Annotated in this window: 19 protein-coding genes and 1 riboswitch; of the genes, 12 read left to right on the forward strand and 7 right to left on the reverse strand. The window is 71.4% G+C overall.

Translation table 11 applies throughout. The annotated features are described in order from the left end of the window. The first annotated feature begins 270 nt into the window (after window positions 1-270). From ACFYRX_RS09030 to ACFYRX_RS09045, 4 genes are all read left to right on the forward strand, one after another. Window positions 271-1,614, forward strand: a complete 1,344-nt coding sequence (locus tag ACFYRX_RS09030) for a M16 family metallopeptidase (protein WP_389098204.1) — start codon at window positions 271-273, stop codon at window positions 1,612-1,614. Continuing rightward, entirely contained in the window at window positions 1,611-2,999 is a 1,389-nt protein-coding gene (locus tag ACFYRX_RS09035; RefSeq protein WP_389097682.1) for a M16 family metallopeptidase, read from the forward strand. The genes ACFYRX_RS09030 and ACFYRX_RS09035 overlap by 4 nt, the downstream gene beginning before the upstream one ends. Window positions 3,000-3,218: 219 nt before the next feature. Then, window positions 3,219-3,386: riboswitch (cyclic di-AMP (ydaO/yuaA leader) on the forward strand. 12 nt (window positions 3,387-3,398) lie between these two features. After that, on the forward strand, window positions 3,399-4,151 hold the full coding sequence (locus ACFYRX_RS09040) for a M23 family metallopeptidase (protein ID WP_389097683.1): 753 nt from the start codon (window positions 3,399-3,401) through the stop codon (window positions 4,149-4,151). 188 nt (window positions 4,152-4,339) lie between these two features. Continuing rightward, window positions 4,340-5,035 carry a GntR family transcriptional regulator gene (locus ACFYRX_RS09045; protein WP_389097684.1) on the forward strand — a complete coding sequence of 232 codons (696 nt, stop codon included), beginning with the start codon at window positions 4,340-4,342 and terminating at the stop codon, window positions 5,033-5,035. Window positions 5,036-5,172: 137 nt separating this feature from the next. Here the strand turns inward: ACFYRX_RS09045 and ACFYRX_RS09050 are convergent, their stop codons facing one another. Beyond that, the gene (locus tag ACFYRX_RS09050; RefSeq protein ID WP_019072943.1) at window positions 5,173-5,454 is read right to left on the reverse strand and encodes an HPr family phosphocarrier protein; all 282 of its coding nucleotides are present in this window, start codon (window positions 5,452-5,454) and stop codon (window positions 5,173-5,175) included. 208 nt (window positions 5,455-5,662) lie between these two features. Between ACFYRX_RS09050 and ACFYRX_RS09055 the strand changes: the two genes are divergently transcribed. From ACFYRX_RS09055 to ACFYRX_RS09070, 4 genes are read left to right on the forward strand one after another with little or no spacing between them, the layout of a single operon-like run. After that, window positions 5,663-8,587, forward strand: coding sequence for a GNAT family N-acetyltransferase (locus tag ACFYRX_RS09055; RefSeq protein ID WP_389097685.1), 2,925 nt, complete (start codon window positions 5,663-5,665; stop codon window positions 8,585-8,587). Window positions 8,588-8,638: 51 nt separating this feature from the next. Then, complete coding sequence (locus ACFYRX_RS09060; RefSeq protein ID WP_389097686.1) at window positions 8,639-9,226, forward strand: DUF5998 family protein; 588 nt, start codon at window positions 8,639-8,641, stop codon at window positions 9,224-9,226. Next, window positions 9,226-10,428: an alkaline phosphatase family protein gene (locus tag ACFYRX_RS09065; RefSeq protein WP_389097687.1), complete on the forward strand. Its 1,203-nt coding sequence runs from the start codon at window positions 9,226-9,228 to the stop codon at window positions 10,426-10,428. The genes ACFYRX_RS09060 and ACFYRX_RS09065 overlap by 1 nt, the downstream gene beginning before the upstream one ends. 38 nt (window positions 10,429-10,466) lie before the next feature. Then, a complete protein-coding gene (locus tag ACFYRX_RS09070) occupies window positions 10,467-11,117 on the forward strand; it encodes a thymidine kinase (RefSeq protein ID WP_389097688.1) in 651 nt (216 codons plus the stop codon). A gap of 8 nt (window positions 11,118-11,125) precedes the next feature. Here the strand turns inward: ACFYRX_RS09070 and ACFYRX_RS09075 are convergent, their stop codons facing one another. Both ACFYRX_RS09075 and ACFYRX_RS09080 read right to left on the reverse strand, forming a co-directional pair. Further along, complete coding sequence (locus ACFYRX_RS09075; RefSeq protein WP_389097689.1) at window positions 11,126-11,671, reverse strand: response regulator; 546 nt, start codon at window positions 11,669-11,671, stop codon at window positions 11,126-11,128. Window positions 11,672-11,867: 196 nt separating this feature from the next. Beyond that, window positions 11,868-12,659, reverse strand: coding sequence for a VOC family protein (locus ACFYRX_RS09080; protein ID WP_389097690.1), 792 nt, complete (start codon window positions 12,657-12,659; stop codon window positions 11,868-11,870). Window positions 12,660-12,952: 293 nt separating this feature from the next. On the opposite strand from ACFYRX_RS09080, the gene ACFYRX_RS09085 reads away from it, so the two are divergent. Continuing rightward, window positions 12,953-13,810, forward strand: a complete 858-nt coding sequence (locus ACFYRX_RS09085) for a sulfurtransferase (RefSeq protein ID WP_389097691.1) — start codon at window positions 12,953-12,955, stop codon at window positions 13,808-13,810. 66 nt (window positions 13,811-13,876) lie between these two features. On the opposite strand, the gene sepH is transcribed toward ACFYRX_RS09085, so the two are convergent. The 3 genes from sepH to ACFYRX_RS09100 form a co-directional block, all read right to left on the reverse strand. Further along, a complete protein-coding gene (sepH, locus tag ACFYRX_RS09090; RefSeq protein ID WP_389097692.1) occupies window positions 13,877-14,905 on the reverse strand; it encodes a septation protein SepH in 1,029 nt (342 codons plus the stop codon). Window positions 14,906-15,323: 418 nt separating this feature from the next. Beyond that, complete coding sequence (locus ACFYRX_RS09095) at window positions 15,324-16,643, reverse strand: D-arabinono-1,4-lactone oxidase (protein WP_389097693.1); 1,320 nt, start codon at window positions 16,641-16,643, stop codon at window positions 15,324-15,326. Beyond that, window positions 16,603-17,841, reverse strand: a complete 1,239-nt coding sequence (locus ACFYRX_RS09100) for an MFS transporter (RefSeq protein ID WP_389097694.1) — start codon at window positions 17,839-17,841, stop codon at window positions 16,603-16,605. Before ACFYRX_RS09100 ends, ACFYRX_RS09095 begins: the two co-directional genes overlap by 41 nt. Before the next feature lie 176 nt (window positions 17,842-18,017). On the opposite strand from ACFYRX_RS09100, the gene ACFYRX_RS09105 reads away from it, so the two are divergent. After that, entirely contained in the window at window positions 18,018-19,145 is a 1,128-nt protein-coding gene (locus ACFYRX_RS09105) for a ferrochelatase (protein ID WP_389097695.1), read from the forward strand. An 8-nt stretch (window positions 19,146-19,153) separates the two neighbouring features. Further along, on the forward strand, window positions 19,154-19,954 hold the full coding sequence (locus tag ACFYRX_RS09110) for an inositol monophosphatase family protein (protein WP_389097696.1): 801 nt from the start codon (window positions 19,154-19,156) through the stop codon (window positions 19,952-19,954). A gap of 111 nt (window positions 19,955-20,065) precedes the next feature. On the opposite strand, the gene ACFYRX_RS09115 is transcribed toward ACFYRX_RS09110, so the two are convergent. Next, complete coding sequence (locus ACFYRX_RS09115) at window positions 20,066-20,230, reverse strand: hypothetical protein (protein WP_020139201.1); 165 nt, start codon at window positions 20,228-20,230, stop codon at window positions 20,066-20,068. A 413-nt stretch (window positions 20,231-20,643) separates the two neighbouring features. Between ACFYRX_RS09115 and ACFYRX_RS09120 the strand changes: the two genes are divergently transcribed. Further along, on the forward strand, window positions 20,644-21,297 hold the full coding sequence (locus ACFYRX_RS09120; protein WP_007385219.1) for a response regulator transcription factor: 654 nt from the start codon (window positions 20,644-20,646) through the stop codon (window positions 21,295-21,297). Window position 21,298 lies beyond the last annotated feature (1 nt).

Here is a 21,298-nt window from a genome sequence, read left to right on the forward strand (position 1 = left end):
GGCTCACTCTTGCTGAAGCGTGAACAGGTTCTGACGCGGACCATTGTGGACCGCGGCACTGACAGTCCGGGCCAGGACCCGGCTGAGCCGCACGGCCCGGGGACCGCACAGCGTCCTGCTCACGGTTGCCCGCAGGCTACGCGATCCGCTGTGGGCGTACGCGCTGCGGGAACTTCACCGAGGGTCCGCACGCTTGCATACAGTGGCAGGACCGGCAGGAAAACCGCGGTTTCAAGGACCGCGACAGCGATCGAAGGGACGTACATGCCCATGGGTCACACGGCCACAGACCAGGCAGGCACCGGGGGCCTGACAGCGACCGAGCACCGCCTGGCCAACGGGCTGCGCGTGGTGCTCTCCGAGGACCACCTGACCCCGGTCGCGGCGGTGTGCCTCTGGTACGACGTCGGTTCGCGCCACGAGGTCAAGGGGCGTACCGGCCTGGCTCACCTCTTCGAGCACCTGATGTTCCAGGGCTCCAAGCAGGTGCACGGCAACGGGCACTTCGAGCTCGTCCAGGGCGCCGGCGGCTCGCTCAACGGCACCACCAGCTTCGAGCGCACCAACTACTTCGAGACCATGCCGACCCACCAGCTGGAGCTCGCCCTCTGGCTGGAGGCCGACCGCATGGGCTCGCTGCTGGCCGCCCTCGACGACGAGTCGATGGAGAACCAGCGCGACGTCGTCAAGAACGAGCGCCGGCAGCGCTACGACAACGTCCCCTACGGCACCGCGTTCGAGAAGCTCACCGCGCTCGCCTACCCGGAGGGCCACCCCTACCACCACACCCCGATCGGCTCGATGGCCGACCTGGACGCGGCCACCCTGGAGGACGCGCGCGCGTTCTTCCGCACGTACTACGCCCCCAACAACGCCGTCCTGTCGGTCGTCGGCGACATCGACCCGGAGCGGACGCTCGCCTGGGTCGAGAAGTACTTCGGCTCCATCCCCTCGCACGACGGCAAGTCCGCCCCGCGTGACGGCTCGCTCCCCGACGTCATCGGCGAGCAGTTGCGCGAGGTCGTCGAGGAGGAGGTCCCCGCGCGCGCGTTGATGGCCGCCTACCGGCTGCCGCACGACGGCACCCGCGAGGCGGACGCGGCCGACCTGGCGCTCACCGTCCTGGGCGGCGGCGAGTCCTCCCGCCTGTACAACCGGCTCGTACGACGCGACCGTACGGCCGTCGCTGCAGGCTTCGGACTGCTGCGGCTGGCCGGTGCGCCCTCCCTGGGCTGGCTCGACGTGAAGACCTCCGGTGACGTCGAGGTGCCGGTCATCGAGGCCGCCATCGACGAGGAGCTCGCCCGGTTCGCCGAGGAGGGCCCGACCGCCGAGGAGATGGAGCGCGCCCAGGCCCAGTTGGAGCGCGAGTGGCTGGACCGGCTCGGCACCGTCGCGGGCCGCGCCGACGAACTGTGCCGCTACGCCGTCCTGTTCGGCGACCCGCAGCTCGCCCTGACCGCCGTGCAGCGCGTCCTGGAGGTGAGCGCCGAGGACGTCCAGAAGGTCGCCAAGGCCAAGCTGCGCCCCGACAACCGCGCGGTGCTCGTCTACGAGCCGACCGTCGCCGAAGCCCCCGCCGACCAGGACGAGAACGAGGAGGCGGCCAAGTGACCGAGCTCGCCGCGATGGAATTCCACCCTCAGCCGCAGGCGGGCGAGCCCAAGGTCTGGGCCTTCCCCGCTCCTGAGCGCGGGACGCTCGACAACGGTCTCACCGTCCTGCGCTGCCACCGCCCCGGCCAGCAGGTAGTCGCCGTCGAGGTGCTCCTGGACGCCCCCCTGGAGGCCGAGCCGGCCGGCCTGGACGGTGTCGGCACGATCATGGCGCGCGCCTTCTCGGAGGGCACCGACAAGCACTCCGCCGAGGAGTTCGCCGCCGAACTGGAGCGCTGCGGCGCCACCCTCGACGCGCACGCCGACCACCCGGGCGTCCGGCTGAGCCTCGAGGTGCCGGCCTCCCGCCTCGCCAAGGCGCTCGGTCTGCTGGCCGACGCCCTCAGGGCGCCCGCCTTCGCGGACAGCGAGATCGAACGGCTCGTCAACAACCGGCTGGACGAGATCCCGCACGAGCTCGCCAACCCCTCCCGCCGTGCCGCCAAGGAGCTCTCCAGGGAGCTGTTCCCTGCGGACTCGCGCATGTCGCGCCCGCGCCAGGGCACCGAGGAGACGGTCGAGAACATCGACTCCGCGGCCGTGCGCGGCTTCTACGAGAAGCACGTGCGCCCCGCCACCGCGACCGCCGTGGTCGTCGGCGACCTCGACGGCATCGACCTGGACGCGCTGCTCGGCGACACCCTCGGTTCCTGGACCGGCTCCACGGCCCGGCCGCGGCCCGTGCCGCCGGTGACCGCCGACGACACCGGCCGGGTCGTCATCGTGGACCGCCCCGGCGCCGTCCAGACCCAGCTGCTGATCGGCCGCGTCGGCGCCGACCGGCACGCGCGCGTGTGGCCCGCGCAGGTGCTCGGCACGTACTGCCTCGGCGGCACCCTCACTTCCCGCCTGGACCGTGTCCTGCGCGAGGAGAAGGGCTACACCTACGGCGTGCGCGCGTTCGGGCAGGTCCTCAGGTCCGCCCCGGACGGCTCGGGCGCCGCGATGCTCGCCATCAGCGGCTCCATCGACACCCCGAACACCGGTCCCGCTCTGGACGACCTCTGGAAGGTACTGCGCACCCTCGCGGAGGGCGGCCTCACCGACGCCGAGCGGGACGTCGCCGTACAGAACCTCGTCGGCGTGGCGCCGCTCAAGTTCGAGACGGCGGCGGCCGTGGCGGGCACCCTGGCCGACCAGGTAGAGCAGCACCTGCCCGACGACTTCCAGGCGACCCTGTACCAGCAGCTCGCCGCGACCGGCACCGTCGAGGCCACAGCGGCCGTGGTGAACGCCTTCCCGGTGGACCGGCTGGTGACGATCCTGGTCGGTGACGCGGCCGCCATCAAGGAGCCCGTCGAGGCCCTCGGCATCGGCGAGGTCAAGGTCGTGTCGGCCGAGTAGAGGGACCGGCAGCAAAGGCGCCACAGGGGCCCTGGTGACGGAAGCGCCACCAGGGCCCTTTGGATGTCCAGGCTTCTTAGATGTCCGAATTGGGCAGGAGGTTGCCTGTCTGGCCTGTGGGATGCGCCTCAAAAACCGTGATCGGTTTGGGGATTGAAAGTCGGCCCGCTTAGCGTCATCCCGGCTGTTCGTCAGGCAGTGCGCCGCGTCCGTGGCACCGGACAGTCATCGCCGAGTCCCCGCATGGCGCGAGCCAGGGGAGCCGGGGACCCACATGTGTTGTCCCTGGGGTGAATCGGACGCCCGCGCGAGCTCGCGAGGGGCCCGTAGGAGACCTTCCTGCTCCGAACCCGTCAGCTAACCCGGTAGGCGAGAAGGAAGGAAAGGACCAGCCACCACATGGCGTTCACCTGCGCCGCCGGGAAGCACCGTCGGCCCAGCCGGATGAAGCGCACCACCGCCCGTGCGGCGGGCGTCGCGGCCCTCGCCACCACCGGCGTCATCGGCACCATCGCCGCCCCGGCGCTCGCCGCCGAGAACTCCGTCGAGCAGACCGGGCTCATGCCCGTCGTCAGCGTCGGCGAGTCCCTCTCCGCCCAGCTCGACGCCCAGGCCGCCGCCCAGCAGCAGGCCGCCGAGGAGAAGAAGGCCGCGGCCGAGGCCAAGAGGAAGGCCGAGGCGCGGGCCAAGGAGGAGCGCGAGGCCAAGGAGCGCGCCGCCCGCGCCGCCGAGCGCGAGCGCCTCAACAGGTTCGTCACCCCGATCTCCGGCTCCTACATCTCCACCGGCTACAAGACCGGCGGTTCCCTGTGGTCCTCCGGCAGCCACACCGGTGTCGACTTCCACGCCGCGAGCGGTACCTCCGTCCACGCGGTCGGCCGCGGCACCGTGGTGGAGACCGGCTGGGGCGGGGCGTACGGCAACGAGATCGTGATCAGGATGGCCGACGGCACGTACACCCAGTACGGCCACCTGTCGTCCATCGGCGTCTCGGTCGGCCAGTCGGTCACCCCCGGCCAGCAGATCGGCCTGTCCGGCGCGACCGGCAACACCACCGGGCCGCACCTGCACTTCGAGGCCCGCACCACCGCCGAGTACGGTTCGGACATCGATCCCGTCTCCTACCTCCGCTCGCACGGCGTGAGTGTCTGACGACGTACCGCGAGATCTTCTTCGGCCCCGGCTCCTGTGAGCCGGGGTTTCGTCGTTTGCAGTGGCCCGCTGTCCAAAAAATATCCCTGGATTCCGGCCCGCCGTCGGAAATTCCCGCTCATTGCAATAGAGTCACTGAACACACGTCAATCGGAGACGTTTCACGGGGATTAAGACGGAGGTCGGGCATGCGTATTCCGGCGCACTCGGTATGCACTGCTATCCGGGACGACATCGTCGCCGGTGTCTACGAGCGCGGCGGCCGGCTCACCGAGGAACTGCTCGCCCGCCGCTACGGCGTCTCCCGCGTCCCCGTCCGGGAGGCCCTGCGCACGCTGGAGGCCGAGGGCTTCGTGGTGACGCGCAGGCACGCGGGCGCGTGCGTGGCCGAACCGACCGAGCAGGAGGGCGCCGACCTCCTGGAGATGCGCATGCTGCTGGAGCCGCTCGGCGCCTCCCGGGCCGCCCAGCGGCGCACCGAGGCCCATCTGAAGGTGCTGCGCGGCCTGGTCCGGCTGGGCCAGGAGCGGGCCAGGAGGGGCAACAGCGAGGATCTGCGCTCCCTGGGGGGCTGGTTCCACGAGACGCTCGCCCAGGCCTCCGGCAGCCCGGCCATGACCTCGATGCTGACCCAGCTGCGGCACAAGATCGCCTGGATGTACGTGGTGGAGGCGCCCGCCAACCCGGTGGAGTCGTGGGCGGAGCACGGTGCGATCGTGGATGCGGTGGCGCGCGGGGACGGTGAGCGGGCGCGGGCGATCACGGCACTGCACACCGAGCGCTCGAGCGTGGTGCACCGGCTGCGGTTCACCTCCAACGGTGAGCGCGCGGACCGTGTGAGGACCTCGCAACATCCTGTAAACGTGACGGGCCTGCGGCATTAACACGGGCACCGTATACAAAGAGAGAGTAATTCGCGGGAGACTATTCATGCTGCCCGTGAAATGGAAATGCGAAGGGCCCGCCCGATAATTCGGACGAGCCCTTCGGTGGTGTTTTACGGCACTGTGCCGCGGAAAGCTCAGACGGTCTCGGGAAGCTCTTCGAGCCCCTCGGCGACCAGCTTCGCCAACCGGTCGAGGGCCGCGTCCGCGCCCTCGGCGTCGGAGGCGAGGACGATCTCCTCGCCACCCTGGGCGCCCAGGCCGAGCACGGCCAGCATGGAGGCCGCGTTGACGGGGTTGCCGTCGGCCTTGGCGATCGTCACCGGGATACCTGCGGCCGTGGTGGCCCGGACGAAGATGGAAGCGGGGCGGGCGTGGAGACCCTCGGCCCAGCCGACGTTGACGCGGCGCTCAGCCATGTGATGCTGCCCTTCGGTGTTCAGGGTTGTCTAGACCAGTTTCCCACACGTGAAGCGTCTCCGGAGGGGGCGTTCGTCCCCTCCGGGGTGGGCGGTCGGACCGCGGCCTCGGTCCGACTTCCGTCCTGGCGAATCCTCGTGCGCTCACGCCCGGTTCTCCGTGGACCGCCTCGCGCCGTTGTCGTACGCGAGCCGTACTCTGGGGCCCATGCAGAGCGCGTCGGACCGGCATGAGTACCCCGCCCACTGGGAGGCCGACGTGGTGCTGCGCGACGGCGGCACCGCGCGCATCAGGCCCATCACCGTCGACGACGCCGATCGCCTGGTCAGCTTCTACGAACAGGTCTCGGACGAGTCGAAGTACTACCGGTTCTTCGCGCCCTACCCTCGCCTGTCCGCCAAGGACGTCCACCGCTTCACGCACCACGACTTTGTGGACCGGGTGGGTCTCGCCGCCACCGTCGGCGGCGAGTTCATCGCCACCGTACGCTACGACCGCATCGGCGCCGACGGGATGCCCGCACCCGCCCCCGCCGACGAGGCCGAGGTCGCCTTCCTCGTCCAGGACGCCCACCAGGGGCGCGGCGTGGCCTCCGCCCTCCTCGAACACATCGGGGCCGTCGCGCGCGAGCGGGACATCCGGCGCTTCGCCGCCGAGGTGCTGCCCGCCAACGCCAAGATGATCAAGGTGTTCACGGACGCCGGCTACACCCAGAAGCGCAGCTTCGAGGACGGCGTCGTACGCCTGGAGTTCGACCTGGAGCCCACCGACCGCTCGCTCGCCGTGCAGTACGCGCGCGAACACCGTGCCGAGGCGCGGTCCGTGCAGCGCCTGCTCACCCCCGGCTCCGTCGCCGTCGTCGGCGTCGGCCGCGCCCCCGGCGGCGTGGGCCGCAGCGTGCTCGGCAACATCAGGGACGCGGGGTTCACCGGCCGCCTGTACGCCGTGAACAAGGCGTTCCCCGAGGAGTGCAAGGAACTCGACGGGGTCCCCGCACACCGTTCGGTGCGTGACATCGACGGCCCCGTCGACCTCGCGGTCGTCGCCGTTCCCGCCGAGCACGTCCCCGAGGTCGTCGCCGAGTGCGGGGCGCACGGCGTGCAGGGCCTTGTCGTGCTCTCCGCCGGGTATGCCGAGAGCGGCCCCGACGGGCGCGAGCGCCAGCGCGAACTCGTACGGCACGCACGCGCGTACGGCATGCGCATCATCGGTCCGAACGCCTTCGGGATCATCAACACCTCCCCGGACGTCCGGCTGAACGCCTCGCTGGCCCCCGAGGCCCCCCGCCCCGGACGGATCGGCCTGTTCGCCCAGTCCGGCGCCATCGGCATCGCCCTGCTCTCGCGGTTGCACCGGCGCGGCGGCGGCGTCACCGGGGTGACCGGCGTCTCCACCTTCGTCTCCTCCGGCAACCGCGCGGACGTGTCCGGCAACGACGTCCTTCAGTACTGGTACGACGACCCGCACACCGACGTCGCCCTCATGTACCTGGAGTCCATCGGCAACCCCCGCAAGTTCACCCGTCTCGCCAGGCGCACCGCGGCGGCGAAACCCCTGGTCGTCGTGCAGGGCTCGGGGACCACCCCGCAGGGACACGCGGTCCGGGCCACGCGGCTGCCGCACACCACGGTGTCCGCTCTGCTCAGGCAGGCCGGAGTGATCCGGGTCGACACCATCACCGAACTGGTGGACACCGGCCTGCTGCTCGCCCGCCAGCCGCTGCCCACCGGACCCAGGGTGGCGATCCTCGGCAACTCCGAGTCGCTGGGGCTGCTGACCTACGACGCGTGCGTGGCCGAAGGGCTCCGGCCGACGCACCCTCTGGACCTGACCACGGCCGCCGCCCCGGACGACTTCCACGCGGCCCTCGCTCGCGCGCTGGCCGACGACGCCTGCGACGCGGTGATCGTGACGGCGATTCCGGCAGTGGGGGAGGGCATCGCCGGGGCCTTCGGCACCGCGGGACCCGCCGGGGACGCGGCGCTGGCGGAGGCGCTGCGCTCGGCGGCCGAGCGGGTTCCGGGCAAGCCGGTGCTGGTGGTGCACGTCGAACTGGGCGGGCTCGCGGAGGCGCTGTCGGCGGCGGCGAGCACAGCACCGTCGACGGCGGCCGGCGCCACGCCACGGAGCGGCGGCGGGGGTGCGACACCTTCCCCCACCCCGGCAACCGGAGCGATCCGCGCCGACCACCCCTTCCGCGCCCTGGACCGCCTGCGGGCCCCGGCCACCTCGGCAACGGAGCTCCCCGACCCCCGGTCCGCCACCGCTCCCCGCCTCATCCCCGCCTACCCCGCCGCCGAACGTGCGGTGCGCGCCCTCGCCGACGCCGTGCAGTACGCCCAGTGGCGCCGGGAGGCCGCCGAGCCCGGCAAGGTGCCCGACTACGAGAACATCGACGAGAAGGGCGCCGCCGCCCTCATCGACGGCCTGCTCACGCGCGGGCAGGGCCTCACCCTCGGCACCGAGGAGACCTGCGACCTGCTCGGCAAGTACGGCGTCCAGGTCCACCGCGCCCTGCCCGCCCAGACCTCCGACGCCGCCGCCGAGTCCGCCCGCACCCTCGGCTACCCGGTCGCCCTCAAGGCCACCGCCCCGCACCTGCGCCACCGCGCCGACCTCGGCGGCGTACGCCTCGATCTCACGGACGAGGAGCAGCTGCGGCGGGCGTACGCCGAGTTGACCGAGCTGTTCGGCACGCCCGACGAACTGCGGCCCGTGGTGCAGGGCATGGCCCCGCGCGGGGTGGACACGGTGATCCGGGCCGTCATCGACCCCGCCGCCGGCGCCGTACTGTCCTTCGGGCTCGCCGGAGCCGCCTCGCAGCTGCTCGGCGACACCGCGCACCGGCTGATTCCGGTCACCGACCGGGAGGCGGCGACCCTGGTCCGCTCGATCCGGACCGCGCCGCTCCTCTTCGGCTGGCGCGGGTCCACGCCGGTCGACACACCTGCCCTGGAGGAGCTCCTGCTGCGGGTGTCCCGGCTGGTCGACGACCATCCCGAGGTCGTCGCGGTCACCCTGGAGCCGGTCGTTGTCGCCCCGCGCGGCCTGAGCGTCCTCGGCGCCTCCGTACGGCTCGCGCCGCCGCCCGCCCGCGACGACCTCGGCCCGCGGACACTCCCCGCCTACTGAGCTGCGGCGAGCGGTGCCTCGCAGTCGGCGCGCCCCCGTAGGATGGACGTCATGGCCAAGACCAGTACGACGACCCAGGGGCTGCGTGCGGCGATCGAGCGCAGCGGCTACTACCCGGCCCTCGTGGCCGAGGCGGTGGAGGCTGCCCTGGGCGGCGAGCCCATCCGGTCGTACCTGGTCCACCAGGAGACGACGTTCGACCAGAACGAGGTGCGGCGGCATGTGACCGTGCTCGTCCTCACCGGCAACCGCTTCATCGTCAGCCACACCGACGAGCAGAACGAGGACACCACCTCCCCGACGCCGTACGCCACGACGTCCACGGAGTCCGTGAAGATCGGCCGGATCTCGTCGGTCGTGGTCAGCCGTGTCGTCGCCAACCCGGAGTCGTACCAGCCGGGCACGCTGCCCCGCGAGGTCGTGCTGACGATCGGCTGGGGTGCCGTCTCCCGCATCGACCTGGAGCCCGCCGCCTGCGGCGATCCCAACTGCGAGGCGGACCACGGCTACACCGGCAGCTCCACGGCGGACGACCTCAGCCTGCGCGTCAGCGAAGCCGGGGACGGCCCGGACACCGTGCGTCAGGCACTTGTCTTCGCGCAGGCCATCTCCGAGGCGACCGCGGACGTCACCCGCTGATGGCGGCGCAGCCCGCCTCCGCCTGGGACCACCCGGAACCGCTCGCCCTCGACACCGCGCCTGTCCCCGAGTACGGCACCGGCTCCCTCGCCGACCTGCTGCCCACCCTCGCCGCCGGTATGGCCGTACCGGGCACGACCGCCGCGATCTCCGAGCTCACCCCCGCCGACCGGAACTGCGTGTTCCTGATCGACGGGCTCGGCTGGGAGCAGCTGAAGGCGCATCCGGACGAGGCGCCCTTCATGACCTCCCTGCTGGGCAGCTCGCGCGGCGGCACCGGCCGCCCCCTGACCACCGGCTACCCGGCGACCACCGCGACCTCCCTCGCCTCGGTCGGCACCGGCCGCCCGCCCGGCGCCCACGGTCTGCCCGGGTACACCGTGCGCAACCCGGCCACCGGCGAGCTGATGAACCAGCTGCGCTGGCAGCCGTGGACCAAGCCGCAGGTCTGGCAGCCGTACCCCACCGTCTTCCAACTCGCCGACCAGGCGGGCGTGCACGCGGCCCAGGTCTCCTCGCCCACCTTCCAGAACACCCCGCTGACCAAGGTCGCGCTCAGCGGCGGAACGTTCCACGGACGGGCGTCGGGCGAGGAGCGCATGGACCTCGCGGCCCAGCAACTGGCCGCCGGTGACCGCTCTCTCGTCTACACCTACTACTCCGAGGTCGACGGCGCCGGCCACCGTTTCGGCGTCGACTCCGACACCTGGCGCGGCCAGTTGATGTACGTCGACCGCCTGGTCCAGCGCCTCGCCGAGCAACTGCCGCCGAACAGCGCGCTCTACGTCACCGCCGACCACGGCATGGTCGACATCCCCTTCGACGAACAGCACCGCATCGACTTCGACGAGGACTGGGAACTGCGCGCGGGGGTTGCCCTGTTGGGCGGCGAGGGCCGGGCCCGCCATGTCTACGCGGTGCCGGGCGCCTCGGGCGACGTCCTGACCTGCTGGCGCGAGGTCCTCGGTGAGCAGTTCTGGATCGCCTCGCGGGACGAGGCGATCGCGGCGGGCTGGTTCGGGCCGCCCGACCGCTTCGACGAGCGGGTGTACGACCGGATCGGCGACGTGGTCGCCGCCGCTCACGACGACGTCCTCATCGTCGCCTCCGAGCGGGAGCCGAAGGAGTCGGCGATGGTCGGCAACCACGGTTCGATGACCCCTGCCGAACAGCTGGTCCCGTTGCTCGAAGTACGCTCCTGACCCCTGTGTCCCCTTCGCCGAAAGGTGCTCGACTCGCCATGCCCGAGCTGGTGTTCTTCTCCGGAACGATGGACTGCGGGAAGTCCACTCTGGCGTTGCAGATTGCGCACAACCGGTCGGCGAGGGGTCTGCAGGGTCTGATCTTCACCCGGGACGACCGCGCGGGGGAGGGGAAGCTCTCCTCACGGCTCGGGCTGGTGACCGACGCGGTCGAGGCGCTGCCGGGCATGGACCTGTACGTCCATGTCGTCGACCTGGTGTCCCACGGCGGTAAGGTCGACTACCTGATCGTGGACGAGGCACAGTTCCTGGAGTCGGCGCAGATCGATCAACTCGCGCGCGTCGTGGACGACTTGGACCTCGATGTCTTCGCCTTCGGTATCACCACGGACTTCCGCACGAAGCTCTTCCCGGGCTCGCGGCGGCTGATCGAGCTGGCGGACCGTCTCGAGACGCTCCAGGTGGAGGCGATGTGCTGGTGCGGAGCCCGTGCCACGCACAACGCCCGCACGCTGGGCGGCGAGATGGTGGTCGAGGGCGAGCAGGTCGTCGTCGGTGACGTGAGCGGCTTCCCCGAGGACGTCGGCTACGAGGTGTTGTGCCGACGGCATCATCGTCGCCGTATGACGAGCGCGTCCGCCCATGCCGGAGTGCTCTCGCCGGACGTGCTGCCGGTGGGCTCCGACTGAGGCTGTTCTCAGGGCTGTGTCTCCCCGGCGCGGACCAGGTTGGCCACGGCCCGGTTGGCGTGGGTCTTGACGGTGACCGGGGTCACGAAGAGGCGTTCGGCGATCTCGGAGTCGGACAGGCCGGTGGCCACGAGGGTCATCACCTCGCGCTCCCGCGGTGTGAGAGCGGCGAGGCGGCCGGGATCCGAGAGCCCGCCGGGGGACGGCCGGGCGAGGAACCGGACGATCAGTTTCTTCGTCGCCACAGGAGAGAGCAGCGCCTCGTCCGCCGCGACGAGCCGGATGGCGTGGAGGAGTTGAGCGGGTTCGATGCCCTTGCCGAGGAAGCCGCTCGCACCCGCCCGGAGCGCCTCCACGACGAACTCGTCGACCTCGAAGGTGGTGAGGACGAGCACCTTCACTCCGGCCATGTCCTCGTCCCGGCCGATGAGACGGGTGGCCTCGATGCCGTCGAGCTCCGGCATGCGGATGTCCATCACCACGACATCGGCCCGCTCGGACCGGGCCAGCCGTACGGCTTCGTGGCCGTTGGACGCCTCCGCGACGACCTCCACCGCTAGATGAGGGAAGGTCGGCGGGACGAGGAACGATCCCGGCGCCGCTCACGCTCCAGGACTCCGCTGTCGCGTCGTCAGCCGTGCGCAGATACTTGCGTCTACTGCGAGCGCGGTAAGACGCTCCCGGGGCCCGGAGCAACCGACGGCTCCTGGTTGAGTCGCCGGTAAGGCCCCGTAGGCGACCCGAGGAGCCTCAGTGCGGGTTCTCGATCAGCGAGAACCGCGCCCCCTCCGGATCCGCCACCGTGGCCACCCGGCCGTGCGGGCTGTCGTGGGCCGGGCGCAGGACGTGCCCGCCGAGATCGACGAGGAGGTGGGTGGCCGCGTCCACATCCGCCGCCTCGAAGTACGTCATCCAGTGCGGGCCCCGGTCGCGCGGGAGGGCGTTGCCGACACCGTGGAGACCGGCCACCGGGCGGCCGTCGGCGTGCAGCGTGACGTAGTCGAGGTCGGCGGACTCCACCGGCTCCTCCTCGTAGCCGAACACCGTCTCGTAGAACTTGGCGACACCGACCGTCTCGACGGTGAGCAGTTCGTGCCAGGCGGGGGTGCCCGGCACGCCCGCGACGGACGTGCCGAAGTGCGCCGCCGTCTGCCACACACCGAAGACGGCGCCGGACGGGTCCGAGCCGATCACCAGCCGGCCCGCCTCTCCCGCGTCCAGCGGGCCCACTCCCACCGTGCCGCCGCACAGCCTGACCGTCTCGGCCGTCAGATCGATGTCGTCCGAGGCGAGGTAGGGCGTCCAGGCGACCGGAAGATGGCGGTCGGGCGGCAACTGGCCGATCCCGGCGACCTCCTGGCCGTCGAGCAGGGCCCGGACGTAGGGCCCGAGCTGCTGCGGTCCCGGTACGAACTCCCAGCCGAACAGTGATCCGTAGAACTCCTGGGTCGCGGACATGCCGTGCACCATCAGGCTCACCCAGCAGGGTGTGCCGGGCGTGGGCCGAGCGGGCGGGGCGGCCGATCCCCTTGCCTCGGTCATCGTCACTCTCTCCTCGGCCCCTCGCGGTGGCCGTGTCGCGTCAGCTGGATCTCCGTGCCGATGCTCGCACCACCCGTGGTGCCGCGCGCTCCGGGCGCGCCGCCGCCCGGCCCTCCCAGGACCCGGGAGCGCCCGCCGCGCGGCTGTCCGTCCGTTGCCGCGCCGTGGCCGACGGATGCCGATCGGCAGTACAGCATGTGCCCGTTCCCGTACGCCTCGTGATCGGGCCTGTCCGGTCGAGCAGAGTAGCCGGACATCGACGACGCGGCCACCTCGTGCGCAAGGATGGGGCCATGAACGCCATCATCTCCGCATCCGATCTGGCGAAGGACCTCGCGGGCCCGAACCCGCCCGTCCTGCTCGACGTCCGCTGGCAGCTGAGTACGGCCAAGGCCACCGGCGTGCCGCCCTTCGACGGCCGGGCCGAGTACGCGGCCGGGCACATCCCGGGCGCGGCCTACGTCGACCTGGACCGGGAGCTGGCCGGCCGGGCCGGCACCGGCGGGCGGCACCCGCTGCCCGACCTCACGGAGTTCGGCGCGGCGATGCGCCGGGCGGGTGTCTCCTCCGGGACGCCCGTGGTCGTGTACGACGGCGGACAGGGCTGGGCGGCGGCCCGCGCGTGGTGGCTGCTGCGCTGGACGGGTCACCCGGACGTGCGAGTCCTCGACGGCGGGTTGCCGTCCTGGAAGGGACCGCTCCAGTCCTCCGTGCCGGGTACGGCCCTCTCCGAGGGCGACTTCGAGCCGGTGCCCGGAGCGACCGGTCTCCTCGACGCCGACGGGGCCGCGGCGCTGGCCCGCGCGGGGGTCCTGCTGGACGCGCGCGCGGGGGAGCGGTACCGAGGTGAGGTGGAGCCGATCGACCGGGTCGGCGGCCACATCCCGGGCGCCCGTTCCGCGCCCACCACGGACAACGTCGGCCCGGACGGCCGCTTCCTGCCCGCGGAGGAGTTGACCGCCCGTTTCAAGGCCCTCGGCGCGGGTGACGGCACCGAGGTCGGCGTCTACTGCGGGTCCGGCGTCTCCGGCGCCCACGAGGTGCTGGCCCTGGCGGTGGCGGGCATTCCGGCGGGCCTGTACGTCGGTTCCTGGTCGGAGTGGTCCTCGGACCCGGAGCGACCGGTCGCCGTCGGCCCCGACCCCCAGTAACCCCGCGCCGTTCAAAGGGAAAGGGCCGCACTCGCCGAGTGCGGCCCTCTTCCGTCGTACGACTGACTACTCCTGCTTCTTCCTGCGCGTCCCGAACACGATCTCGTCCCAGCTCGGGACCGCCGCTCTGCGGCCCGGGCGGACACCGTCGGCCTCGGCCTGGCGGTCGGTCGCGCCGATGAGGCGGTCACGGTGGCTGGCCACCGAGCGCGGCATGAGGACGTCCGCGTAGGCGGAACCGGCCGAGGCCGCGGGAGCGGGCGGCTCCTCCGCCTCGGGCTCCTCCGGGTCGGGCTCCTCGATCGTCGCCGTCTCGGACGGCCGCTCCGGTACGACCATGTCGCCCCGGAAGCTCGGCACCGCCTCCAACAGGCTGGTCAGCGAGTCCCGTTCGGCCGCGCCCTCCTCGATCGGCTCGGGCGCGGGCAGGCTCGGCCGGTCGAGGGCGCGGTCCAGCGGCCGGTCGCGCGGCAGCCGTGCGATACGCGGCACGAACGGAAAGCTGGGCTCCGGCGCGCCGAGGTCCTCGGACTCGCCGATGAGCGAGCGAGCCTCCTCGTCGACGGCCTGGACGAGCCGCCGGGGCGGGTCGTAGGTCCAGCTCGCCGAGTGCGGTTCGCCGGCGACGCAGTAGACCAGCAGGACCTCCCAGGTGCCGTCGTCACGGCGCCACGAGTCCCACTGGACGGTGTCCTTCTCGGCGCCGCGCAGCAACAGCCGCTCCTGCACGGCCTCGCCGAGCTGCGGACCGGCGTTCTCACCGGGCCGGCGGACCGGGGTCTTACGGGCTCGTTCGGCCATGAAGGCGCGCTCGGCGAGCACAGGGCCCTCGAAGCGCCTTACACGGTCTACGGGGATACCTGCGAGCTGGGCTACCTCTTCCGCGGTGGCACCGGCACGTATACGCGCCTGGATGTCGCGGGGACGGAGATGGCTTTCGACCTCGATCTCGATCTGACCGAGGCGGGGACGGTCGCCGCGCACAGCTGCGCGCAGTCGCTCGTCGATCGGAAGCGTGTACTCCGTTGAGTCGGCAGCCTTCAGCACCAGCCGTGTGCCGTCATTCGAGACGGCCACGACACGCAGTTCGGGCATGGGGACCTCCCGGGTGGTGCCTGCCGACGTCACGTGCGTCGCTGCTTCCGCTAGTCGAGTGTGGCCTGCCCGGGTGCAGCCTGCCACAACCTTGCCGAGTTGCCCGGCGTGTCGGGCACGGGCCCGGGATCGCCGTTATGGCACGGTTATCAATTCGCAACGCTAAGTGACCAACTCCGTAACCCTGTGCAACTGCCCCCCTCCTGACGCCCCTTGAAGGCCGCGGACGCCCTGGCGGGAGACCGAACCCAGGGCTCGCAACAGTACTCCATTTGGGCCACGTGCGTGGATTGGCGCGCCACTCGACTTCTTCCAAGAAACGGTGTCCGACCGTCCGTTGAGCGGTTTTGGGGATCTTGGACGTGGCGTGCTTCACGGAATCACCAGAAACGCAACCATGGGGCCGCGGATGCGACGGCTACGCCCCCAACACCCTGCGCAGGTAGTCGTTCTGGAAGCGGCGATCGGGGTCGAGACGGTCCCGGAGCGCGGTGAACTCGCCGAAGCGCGGATAGACCTTGTCGAAGTACCCGGCGTCGCGCGTGTGCACCTTGCCCCAGTGCGGGCGCCCCTCGTGCGCCGTGAAGATCCGCTCCGCGGCGGTGAAGTACGCCTGGTACGGCGTCCCCTTGACCATGTGGACGGCGATGTACGCGCTGTCGCGGCCGGACGCGGTGGACAGCGTGATGTCGTCGGCGGGCGCGGTGCGCACCTCGACGGGGAAGCTGATCCGGAGGGCGGAGCGGTCCATCATCGTCCTGAGTTCACGCAACGTCTCGACGACGGCCTCGCGCGGGACGGCGTACTCCATCTCCACGAACCGCACCCGGCGGGGCGATGTGAAGACCTTGTACGGGATGTCGGTGTAGGTCCGCGCGGACAGCGCCTTGCTGGAGATCCGGGCGATCGAGGGGATCGTGCCCGGCGCCGCGCGGCCGACCCACTGGGCCACCTGGAACACGCCGTTGGAGAGGAACTCGTCCTCGATCCAGCCCTGGAGCTGCGGCACCGGCTTCTCGGGGCCCGCGCTGCGGTTGTTGCGCTTGGTGTTGGTGCTGCCGGTGTGCGGGAACCAGTAGAACTCGAAGTGTTCGTTCTCGGCCCACAGTTCGTCGAACGTGCTGGTGACCTTGTCGAAGCTCATCGGCTCCTCGCGGGCCGTGAGCAGGAAGACCGGCTCGACGGCGAACGTGATCGCCGTGACGATGCCGAGCGCGCCCAGGCCGATCCGGGCGGCCGCGAAGACCTCGGGGTTCTCCTTCTCGGAGCACGAGAGGACCGAGCCGTCGGCGGTGACGAGCTCGAGCCCCTTGATCTGGGCGGCGATCGAACCGGACTCGCGGCCCGTGCCGTGGGTGCCGGTGCTGGTGGCCCCGGACACCGTCTGCTCCATGATGTCGCCCATGTTGGTGAGCGACAGTCCCTCGCGCGCGAGGGCCATGTTGAGCCTCTTGAGCGGGGTACCGGCCTCGACCGTGACGGTCATGGCGTCCCGGTCGATGTTGCGGATACCGGTCAACAGTTGAGGGCGGATCAACACGCCGTCGGTCGCGGCGATCGACGTGAAGGAGTGCCCGGTGCCGACGGCCTTCACCGTCAGACCGTCCTCGGCGGCCCTGCGCACGGCAGCCGTCAGCTCCTCCACCGAGGCGGGCGTGACCTCCCGCGCGGGACGGGCGGCGACATTGCCTCCCCAGTTACGCCACGTTCCGTTCTTCCCGCTCGCTGTGCTGCTCAACGGTCCCTCCCCGACCCGGTGCCGGTCTGCTGAGCCGGCGATACCCCAGGAACCCGACCGCGACCGCGACGGCCCCGGACACCGCCGGAACCCCGTACCCGGCCCGCGCACCGGCCGCGTCGATGACCCAGCCGGCGATGGAGGAGCCGAACGCGACCCCGACCGCCAGCCCGGTGCTGATCCAGGTCATGCCCTCGGTCAGTTGCGCGCGTGGTACGTGCTGTTCGATCAGGGACATCGTCGTGATCATCGTCGGAGCGATGGACAGACCCGCAACGAACAGCGCCACGGCCAGAAACGGCAAGTTTCCGACCAGTAGGAGGGGGATCATACTCACGGCCATCGCGCATACGCCCAGCAGCCAGCGACGTTCGGGCGCTCCCCCGAAGCGCAACAGCCCGAAGACCAGGCCCGCGACACAGGAGCCCGCAGCGTAGAGCGCCAGCACGAGGCTCGCGGCGCCCTTGTGGCCCTGTTCGTCGGCGAAGGCCACGGTGACCACGTCCACCGCTCCGAAGATCGCCCCGGTCGCCACGAAGGTGGCCACCAGGACCTGCAGGCCCGGTGCGCGCAGTGCCGTACCGCTGTCGTTCTGCTCGCGCGGGTGCGGGGCGGGCTCGGTCGCCCGCTGGGCGGTCAGCCAGAAGACGCCGACCGCGAGGAAACAGGCGGCGAGCAGCGGGCCCGCCTCCGGGAACCAGGCCGTGGACAGGCCGATGGAGATGATCGGCCCGAAGATGAAGCAGACCTCGTCGACGACGGACTCGAAGGAGTACGCGGTGTGCAGCTGCGGGGTGTCCCGGTACAGGGCCGCCCACCGCGCGCGGATCATCGCGCCGATGCTGGGCACGCACCCGATACCGACGCTGAAGACGAACAGCGTCCAGTCCGGCCAGCCGTAGTGCGCGGCGAACAGCAGCCCGGCCGCCGCGACGAGCGAGATCAGCGTCGCGGGGCGCAGTACCCGCCGCTGCCCGTACCGGTCCACCATCCGGGAGACCTGCGGGCCCGCCACCGCGGCGGCCAGCGCGATGGTCGCCGAGAGCGCGCCTGCCAGGCCGTAGCGCCCGGTGAGCTGGGAGACCATCGTCACCACGCCAATGCCCATCATCGACAGCGGCATCCGGCCGAGGAACCCCGCGGCGGAGAAGCCCCTGGAACCGGGGGCGGCGAACAGGGCGCTGTACGGGCTGGGCACGGGGGTCTCCGGTCGGGCAGGGACAGGTGAGCGGGCCGACGACCAGGTAAGGCGTCAACGCGGCCCATACAGCTTACGAGTGAGGTGACCCTAACGCACCTGGCCGGACGGCCCGGGAACCCGGGTGCCCACCCCGCCGTTTCCCGGCTGTCAGTACCGGATGACAGGATCGACCCATGCCAGACGCGCTCGACGCCACCCCCTACGACGCCCTGCTCCTGCTCTCGTTCGGAGGCCCCGAGGGCCCCGACGACGTGGTCCCGTTCCTGGAGAACGTGACGCGGGGGCGAGGCATCCCCAAGGAACGCCTGAAGGAAGTCGGTCAGCACTACTTCCTGTTCGGCGGGGTCAGCCCCATCAACGACCAGAACCGTGCCCTGCTGGACGCCCTCCGCAAGGACTTCGCGGAGCACGGCCTGGACCTGCCGATCTACTGGGGCAACCGCAACTGGGCGCCCTACCTCACGGACACCCTGCGCGAGATGGTCGCCGACGGCCACCGCCGCGTCCTGGTCCTCGCCACCAGCGCCTACGCCTCCTACTCGGGCTGCCGCCAGTACCGCGAGAACCTCGCCGAGTCGCTGGCGGTCCTTGAAGCCGAGGGCCTGGAGCTGCCGAGGATCGACAAGCTCCGGCACTACTTCAACCACCCCGGCTTCCTGGAGCCGATGGTCGACGGTGTGCTGGAGTCCCTCGCGGAGCTTGCGGAGGACGTCCGCGACGGCGCCCACATCGCCTTCTCGACCCACTCGATCCCGACCGCGTCCGCGGACACCTCGGGGCCGGTCGAAGGCCACGGCGAGGGCGGCGCGTACGTCGCGCAGCACCTGGAGGTCTCGCGGCTGATCGCCGACGCCGTCCGTGAGCGCACCGGTGTCGACCACCCCTGGCAGCTCGTCTACCAGTCGCGTTCAGGCGCCCCGCACATCCCGTGGCTGGAGCCCGACATCTGCGACCACCTCGAGGAGCGCCACGCGTCCGGCGCCCCGGCCGTGGTGATCGCGCCCATCGGCTTCGTCTCCGACCACATGGAGGTCCTCTACGACCTCGACACCGAGGCCAAGGACAAGGCGCGGGAACTGGGCCTGCCGATGCGCCGCTCGGCCACCGTCGGCGACGACCCGCGATTCGCCGCGGCGATCCGCGACCTGGTCCTGGAGCGCGCCGCGGTCGAGCGCGGCCAGGAGGTCACGCCCTGTGCCCTGGGCGCGCTCGGGGCCGACCACAACGTCTGCCCGATCGGCTGCTGCCCGGCCCGCGCGGCCAAGCCCGCCGCCGCGGGCGTCGACAGCCCGTACGCGTGAGGAGCGCCGTGACCGACCCCCTGCACGCCGAACTGCTGCAGCTGGCCCAGGAGGCGGCCCGGCGAGCCGGCGCCCTGCTGCGGGACGGCCGCCCGGCCGACCTCGCGGTCGCCAGGACCAAGTCCAGCCCCATCGACGTGGTGACCGAGATGGACATCGCAGCCGAGAAGCTGATCACGGACCTTCTCTCGCAGCACCGCCCTGACGACGGCATCCTCGGCGAGGAGGGTGCCGCCACCGAGGGCACCAGCGGTGTCCGCTGGGTGATCGATCCCCTCGACGGCACCGTCAACTACCTCTATGGACTGCCGACTTGGGCCGTCTCCATCGCGGCCGAGCAGGACGGCGAGACCGTCGTCGGGGTCGTCGCGGCGCCGATGCGCGGGGAGACGTACCACGCGGTCCGCGGCGAGGGTGCCTGGGCGGGCGAGCGCAGGCTGACCTGCCGTCCGGCCCCGCCCCTGGAACAGGCGCTGGTCTCGACGGGCTTCAACTACGTGACCGACGTCCGCGTCCACCAGGCCGAGGTGGCCCGGAAACTGATCCCGCTCGTCCGCGACATCCGGCGCGCGGGCTCGGCGGCGGTCGATCTGTGCGACCTGGCCGCAGGCCGCCTCGACGGCTACTACGAGCGCGGCCTGAACGCATGGGACTACGGAGCGGGCGACCTCATCGCCCGGGAAGCGGGCGCCCTGACCGGTGGCCGCCCCGGAGAGCGCCCCAACCCCGCCCTCACCGTCGCCGGTACCCCGGGCGTCTTCGAGCCCCTCCAGCGGCTCCTGGAGGACTTCGGGGCCTGGCACGACTGACGGGCCGACTCCGTACGAACGCCAGGTGAACGCGCCCGTACGGCGACGCAGCGGACCCCCGGCGCTGGATTCGCCGGGGGTCCGCTGTCGTGCCGCGAAGCCGATCAGACGCTAGGCGCCGACCTCCACACCGTGCTCGGCGGCGAGGCGGCGCAGATCGTCGAGTTCGCCCTGCTCGACCTCGACGAGGAAGTCGTCGCCGTCGTTGCGAGCCCGCGTCAGGTCCGTCTCGGTCGCCCTTATGCGCTGCAGAAGTCCTGCGGTGAATGCGTCCATGCTGCGCCCCCTCGTCCTGGGTCGTGGGTCGGTGGCACGGGGGTGTGCCGTTCGAAAGGGGCGATCACGTCTCCTGTAGGTGCCCAGCGCTGCCCTGCCGGGCGGCGACGGTGCCGGACACCCACGCCCACTCGGCAAAAGCGGATCGCGTCGTGCCGCATGGTGGTACGGCACATGCAGAGTGTGATCGCGGGGTGTAAAGCCGTCCTCCCCCCGCTCCTTCCGACGGAAACCTCAACCTCGCGAGAAAATCCCGCATTCCCGCTCTCACACCCGTCTTTCAGCCGCCCCTCACCCGGCTTACAGCCGACTTATGGCCGAAAAGGGCAGGATGGAGGCCGACACTCACCCGACCCCCTGCCCGCGTGTGCTCACAGCGCGCTACGCGGGTGGACACAGGAAGGACAAGCGACGTGCGCGTACTCGTCGTCGAGGACGAGCAACTGCTCGCCGATGCGGTGGCCACCGGACTGCGCCGGGAGGCCATGGCCGTCGACGTCGTGTACGACGGTGCGGCCGCCCTCGAGCGCATCGGCGTCAACGACTACGACGTCGTCGTCCTCGACCGTGACCTCCCCCTCGTCCACGGCGACGACGTCTGCCGCAAGATCGTCGAACTCGGCATGCCCACACGCGTGTTGATGCTCACCGCGTCCGGCGACGTCAGCGACCGCGTCGAGGGCCTGGAGATCGGCGCCGACGACTACCTGCCCAAGCCGTTCGCGTTCAGCGAGCTGACGGCACGCGTGCGTGCCCTCGGCCGGCGCACCAGCGTGCCGCTGCCGCCGGTCCTGGAGCGTGCCGGGATCAAGCTCGACCCCAACCGCCGCGAGGTCTTCCGCGACGGCAAGGAGGTCCAGCTCGCCCCCAAGGAGTTCGCCGTCCTGGAGGTGCTGATGCGCTCCGAGGGCGCCGTCGTCTCCGCGGAGCAGCTCCTGGAGAAGGCCTGGGACGAGAACACCGACCCGTTCACCAACGTCGTGCGCGTGACCGTCATGACCCTGCGCCGCAAGCTCGGCGAACCCCCGGTGATCGTCACCGTCCCCGGCTCCGGTTACCGGATCTGAT

This window comes from Streptomyces sp. NPDC005374 (assembly GCF_042872225.1).
Classification (GTDB): Bacteria; Actinomycetota; Actinomycetes; order Streptomycetales; family Streptomycetaceae; genus Streptomyces.

Bases quoted from the DNA above. Each gene is read 5' to 3' on its own strand.
- ACFYRX_RS09030 (WP_389098204.1), top strand. From the start codon at position 271: ATGGGTCACACGGCCACAGACCAGGCAGGCACCGGGGGCCTGACAGCG.
- ACFYRX_RS09040 (WP_389097683.1), top strand. From the start codon at position 3,399: ATGGCGTTCACCTGCGCCGCCGGGAAGCACCGTCGGCCCAGCCGGATG.
- ACFYRX_RS09045 (WP_389097684.1), top strand. From the start codon at position 4,340: ATGCGTATTCCGGCGCACTCGGTATGCACTGCTATCCGGGACGACATC.
- ACFYRX_RS09050 (WP_019072943.1), bottom strand. From the start codon at position 5,454: ATGGCTGAGCGCCGCGTCAACGTCGGCTGGGCCGAGGGTCTCCACGCC.
- ACFYRX_RS09055 (WP_389097685.1), top strand. From the start codon at position 5,663: ATGCAGAGCGCGTCGGACCGGCATGAGTACCCCGCCCACTGGGAGGCC.
- ACFYRX_RS09060 (WP_389097686.1), top strand. From the start codon at position 8,639: ATGGCCAAGACCAGTACGACGACCCAGGGGCTGCGTGCGGCGATCGAG.
- ACFYRX_RS09065 (WP_389097687.1), top strand. From the start codon at position 9,226: ATGGCGGCGCAGCCCGCCTCCGCCTGGGACCACCCGGAACCGCTCGCC.
- ACFYRX_RS09070 (WP_389097688.1), top strand. From the start codon at position 10,467: ATGCCCGAGCTGGTGTTCTTCTCCGGAACGATGGACTGCGGGAAGTCC.
- ACFYRX_RS09080 (WP_389097690.1), bottom strand. From the start codon at position 12,659: ATGACCGAGGCAAGGGGATCGGCCGCCCCGCCCGCTCGGCCCACGCCC.
- ACFYRX_RS09085 (WP_389097691.1), top strand. From the start codon at position 12,953: ATGAACGCCATCATCTCCGCATCCGATCTGGCGAAGGACCTCGCGGGC.
- sepH (WP_389097692.1), bottom strand. From the start codon at position 14,905: ATGCCCGAACTGCGTGTCGTGGCCGTCTCGAATGACGGCACACGGCTG.
- ACFYRX_RS09105 (WP_389097695.1), top strand. From the start codon at position 18,018: ATGCCAGACGCGCTCGACGCCACCCCCTACGACGCCCTGCTCCTGCTC.
- ACFYRX_RS09115 (WP_020139201.1), bottom strand. From the start codon at position 20,230: ATGGACGCATTCACCGCAGGACTTCTGCAGCGCATAAGGGCGACCGAG.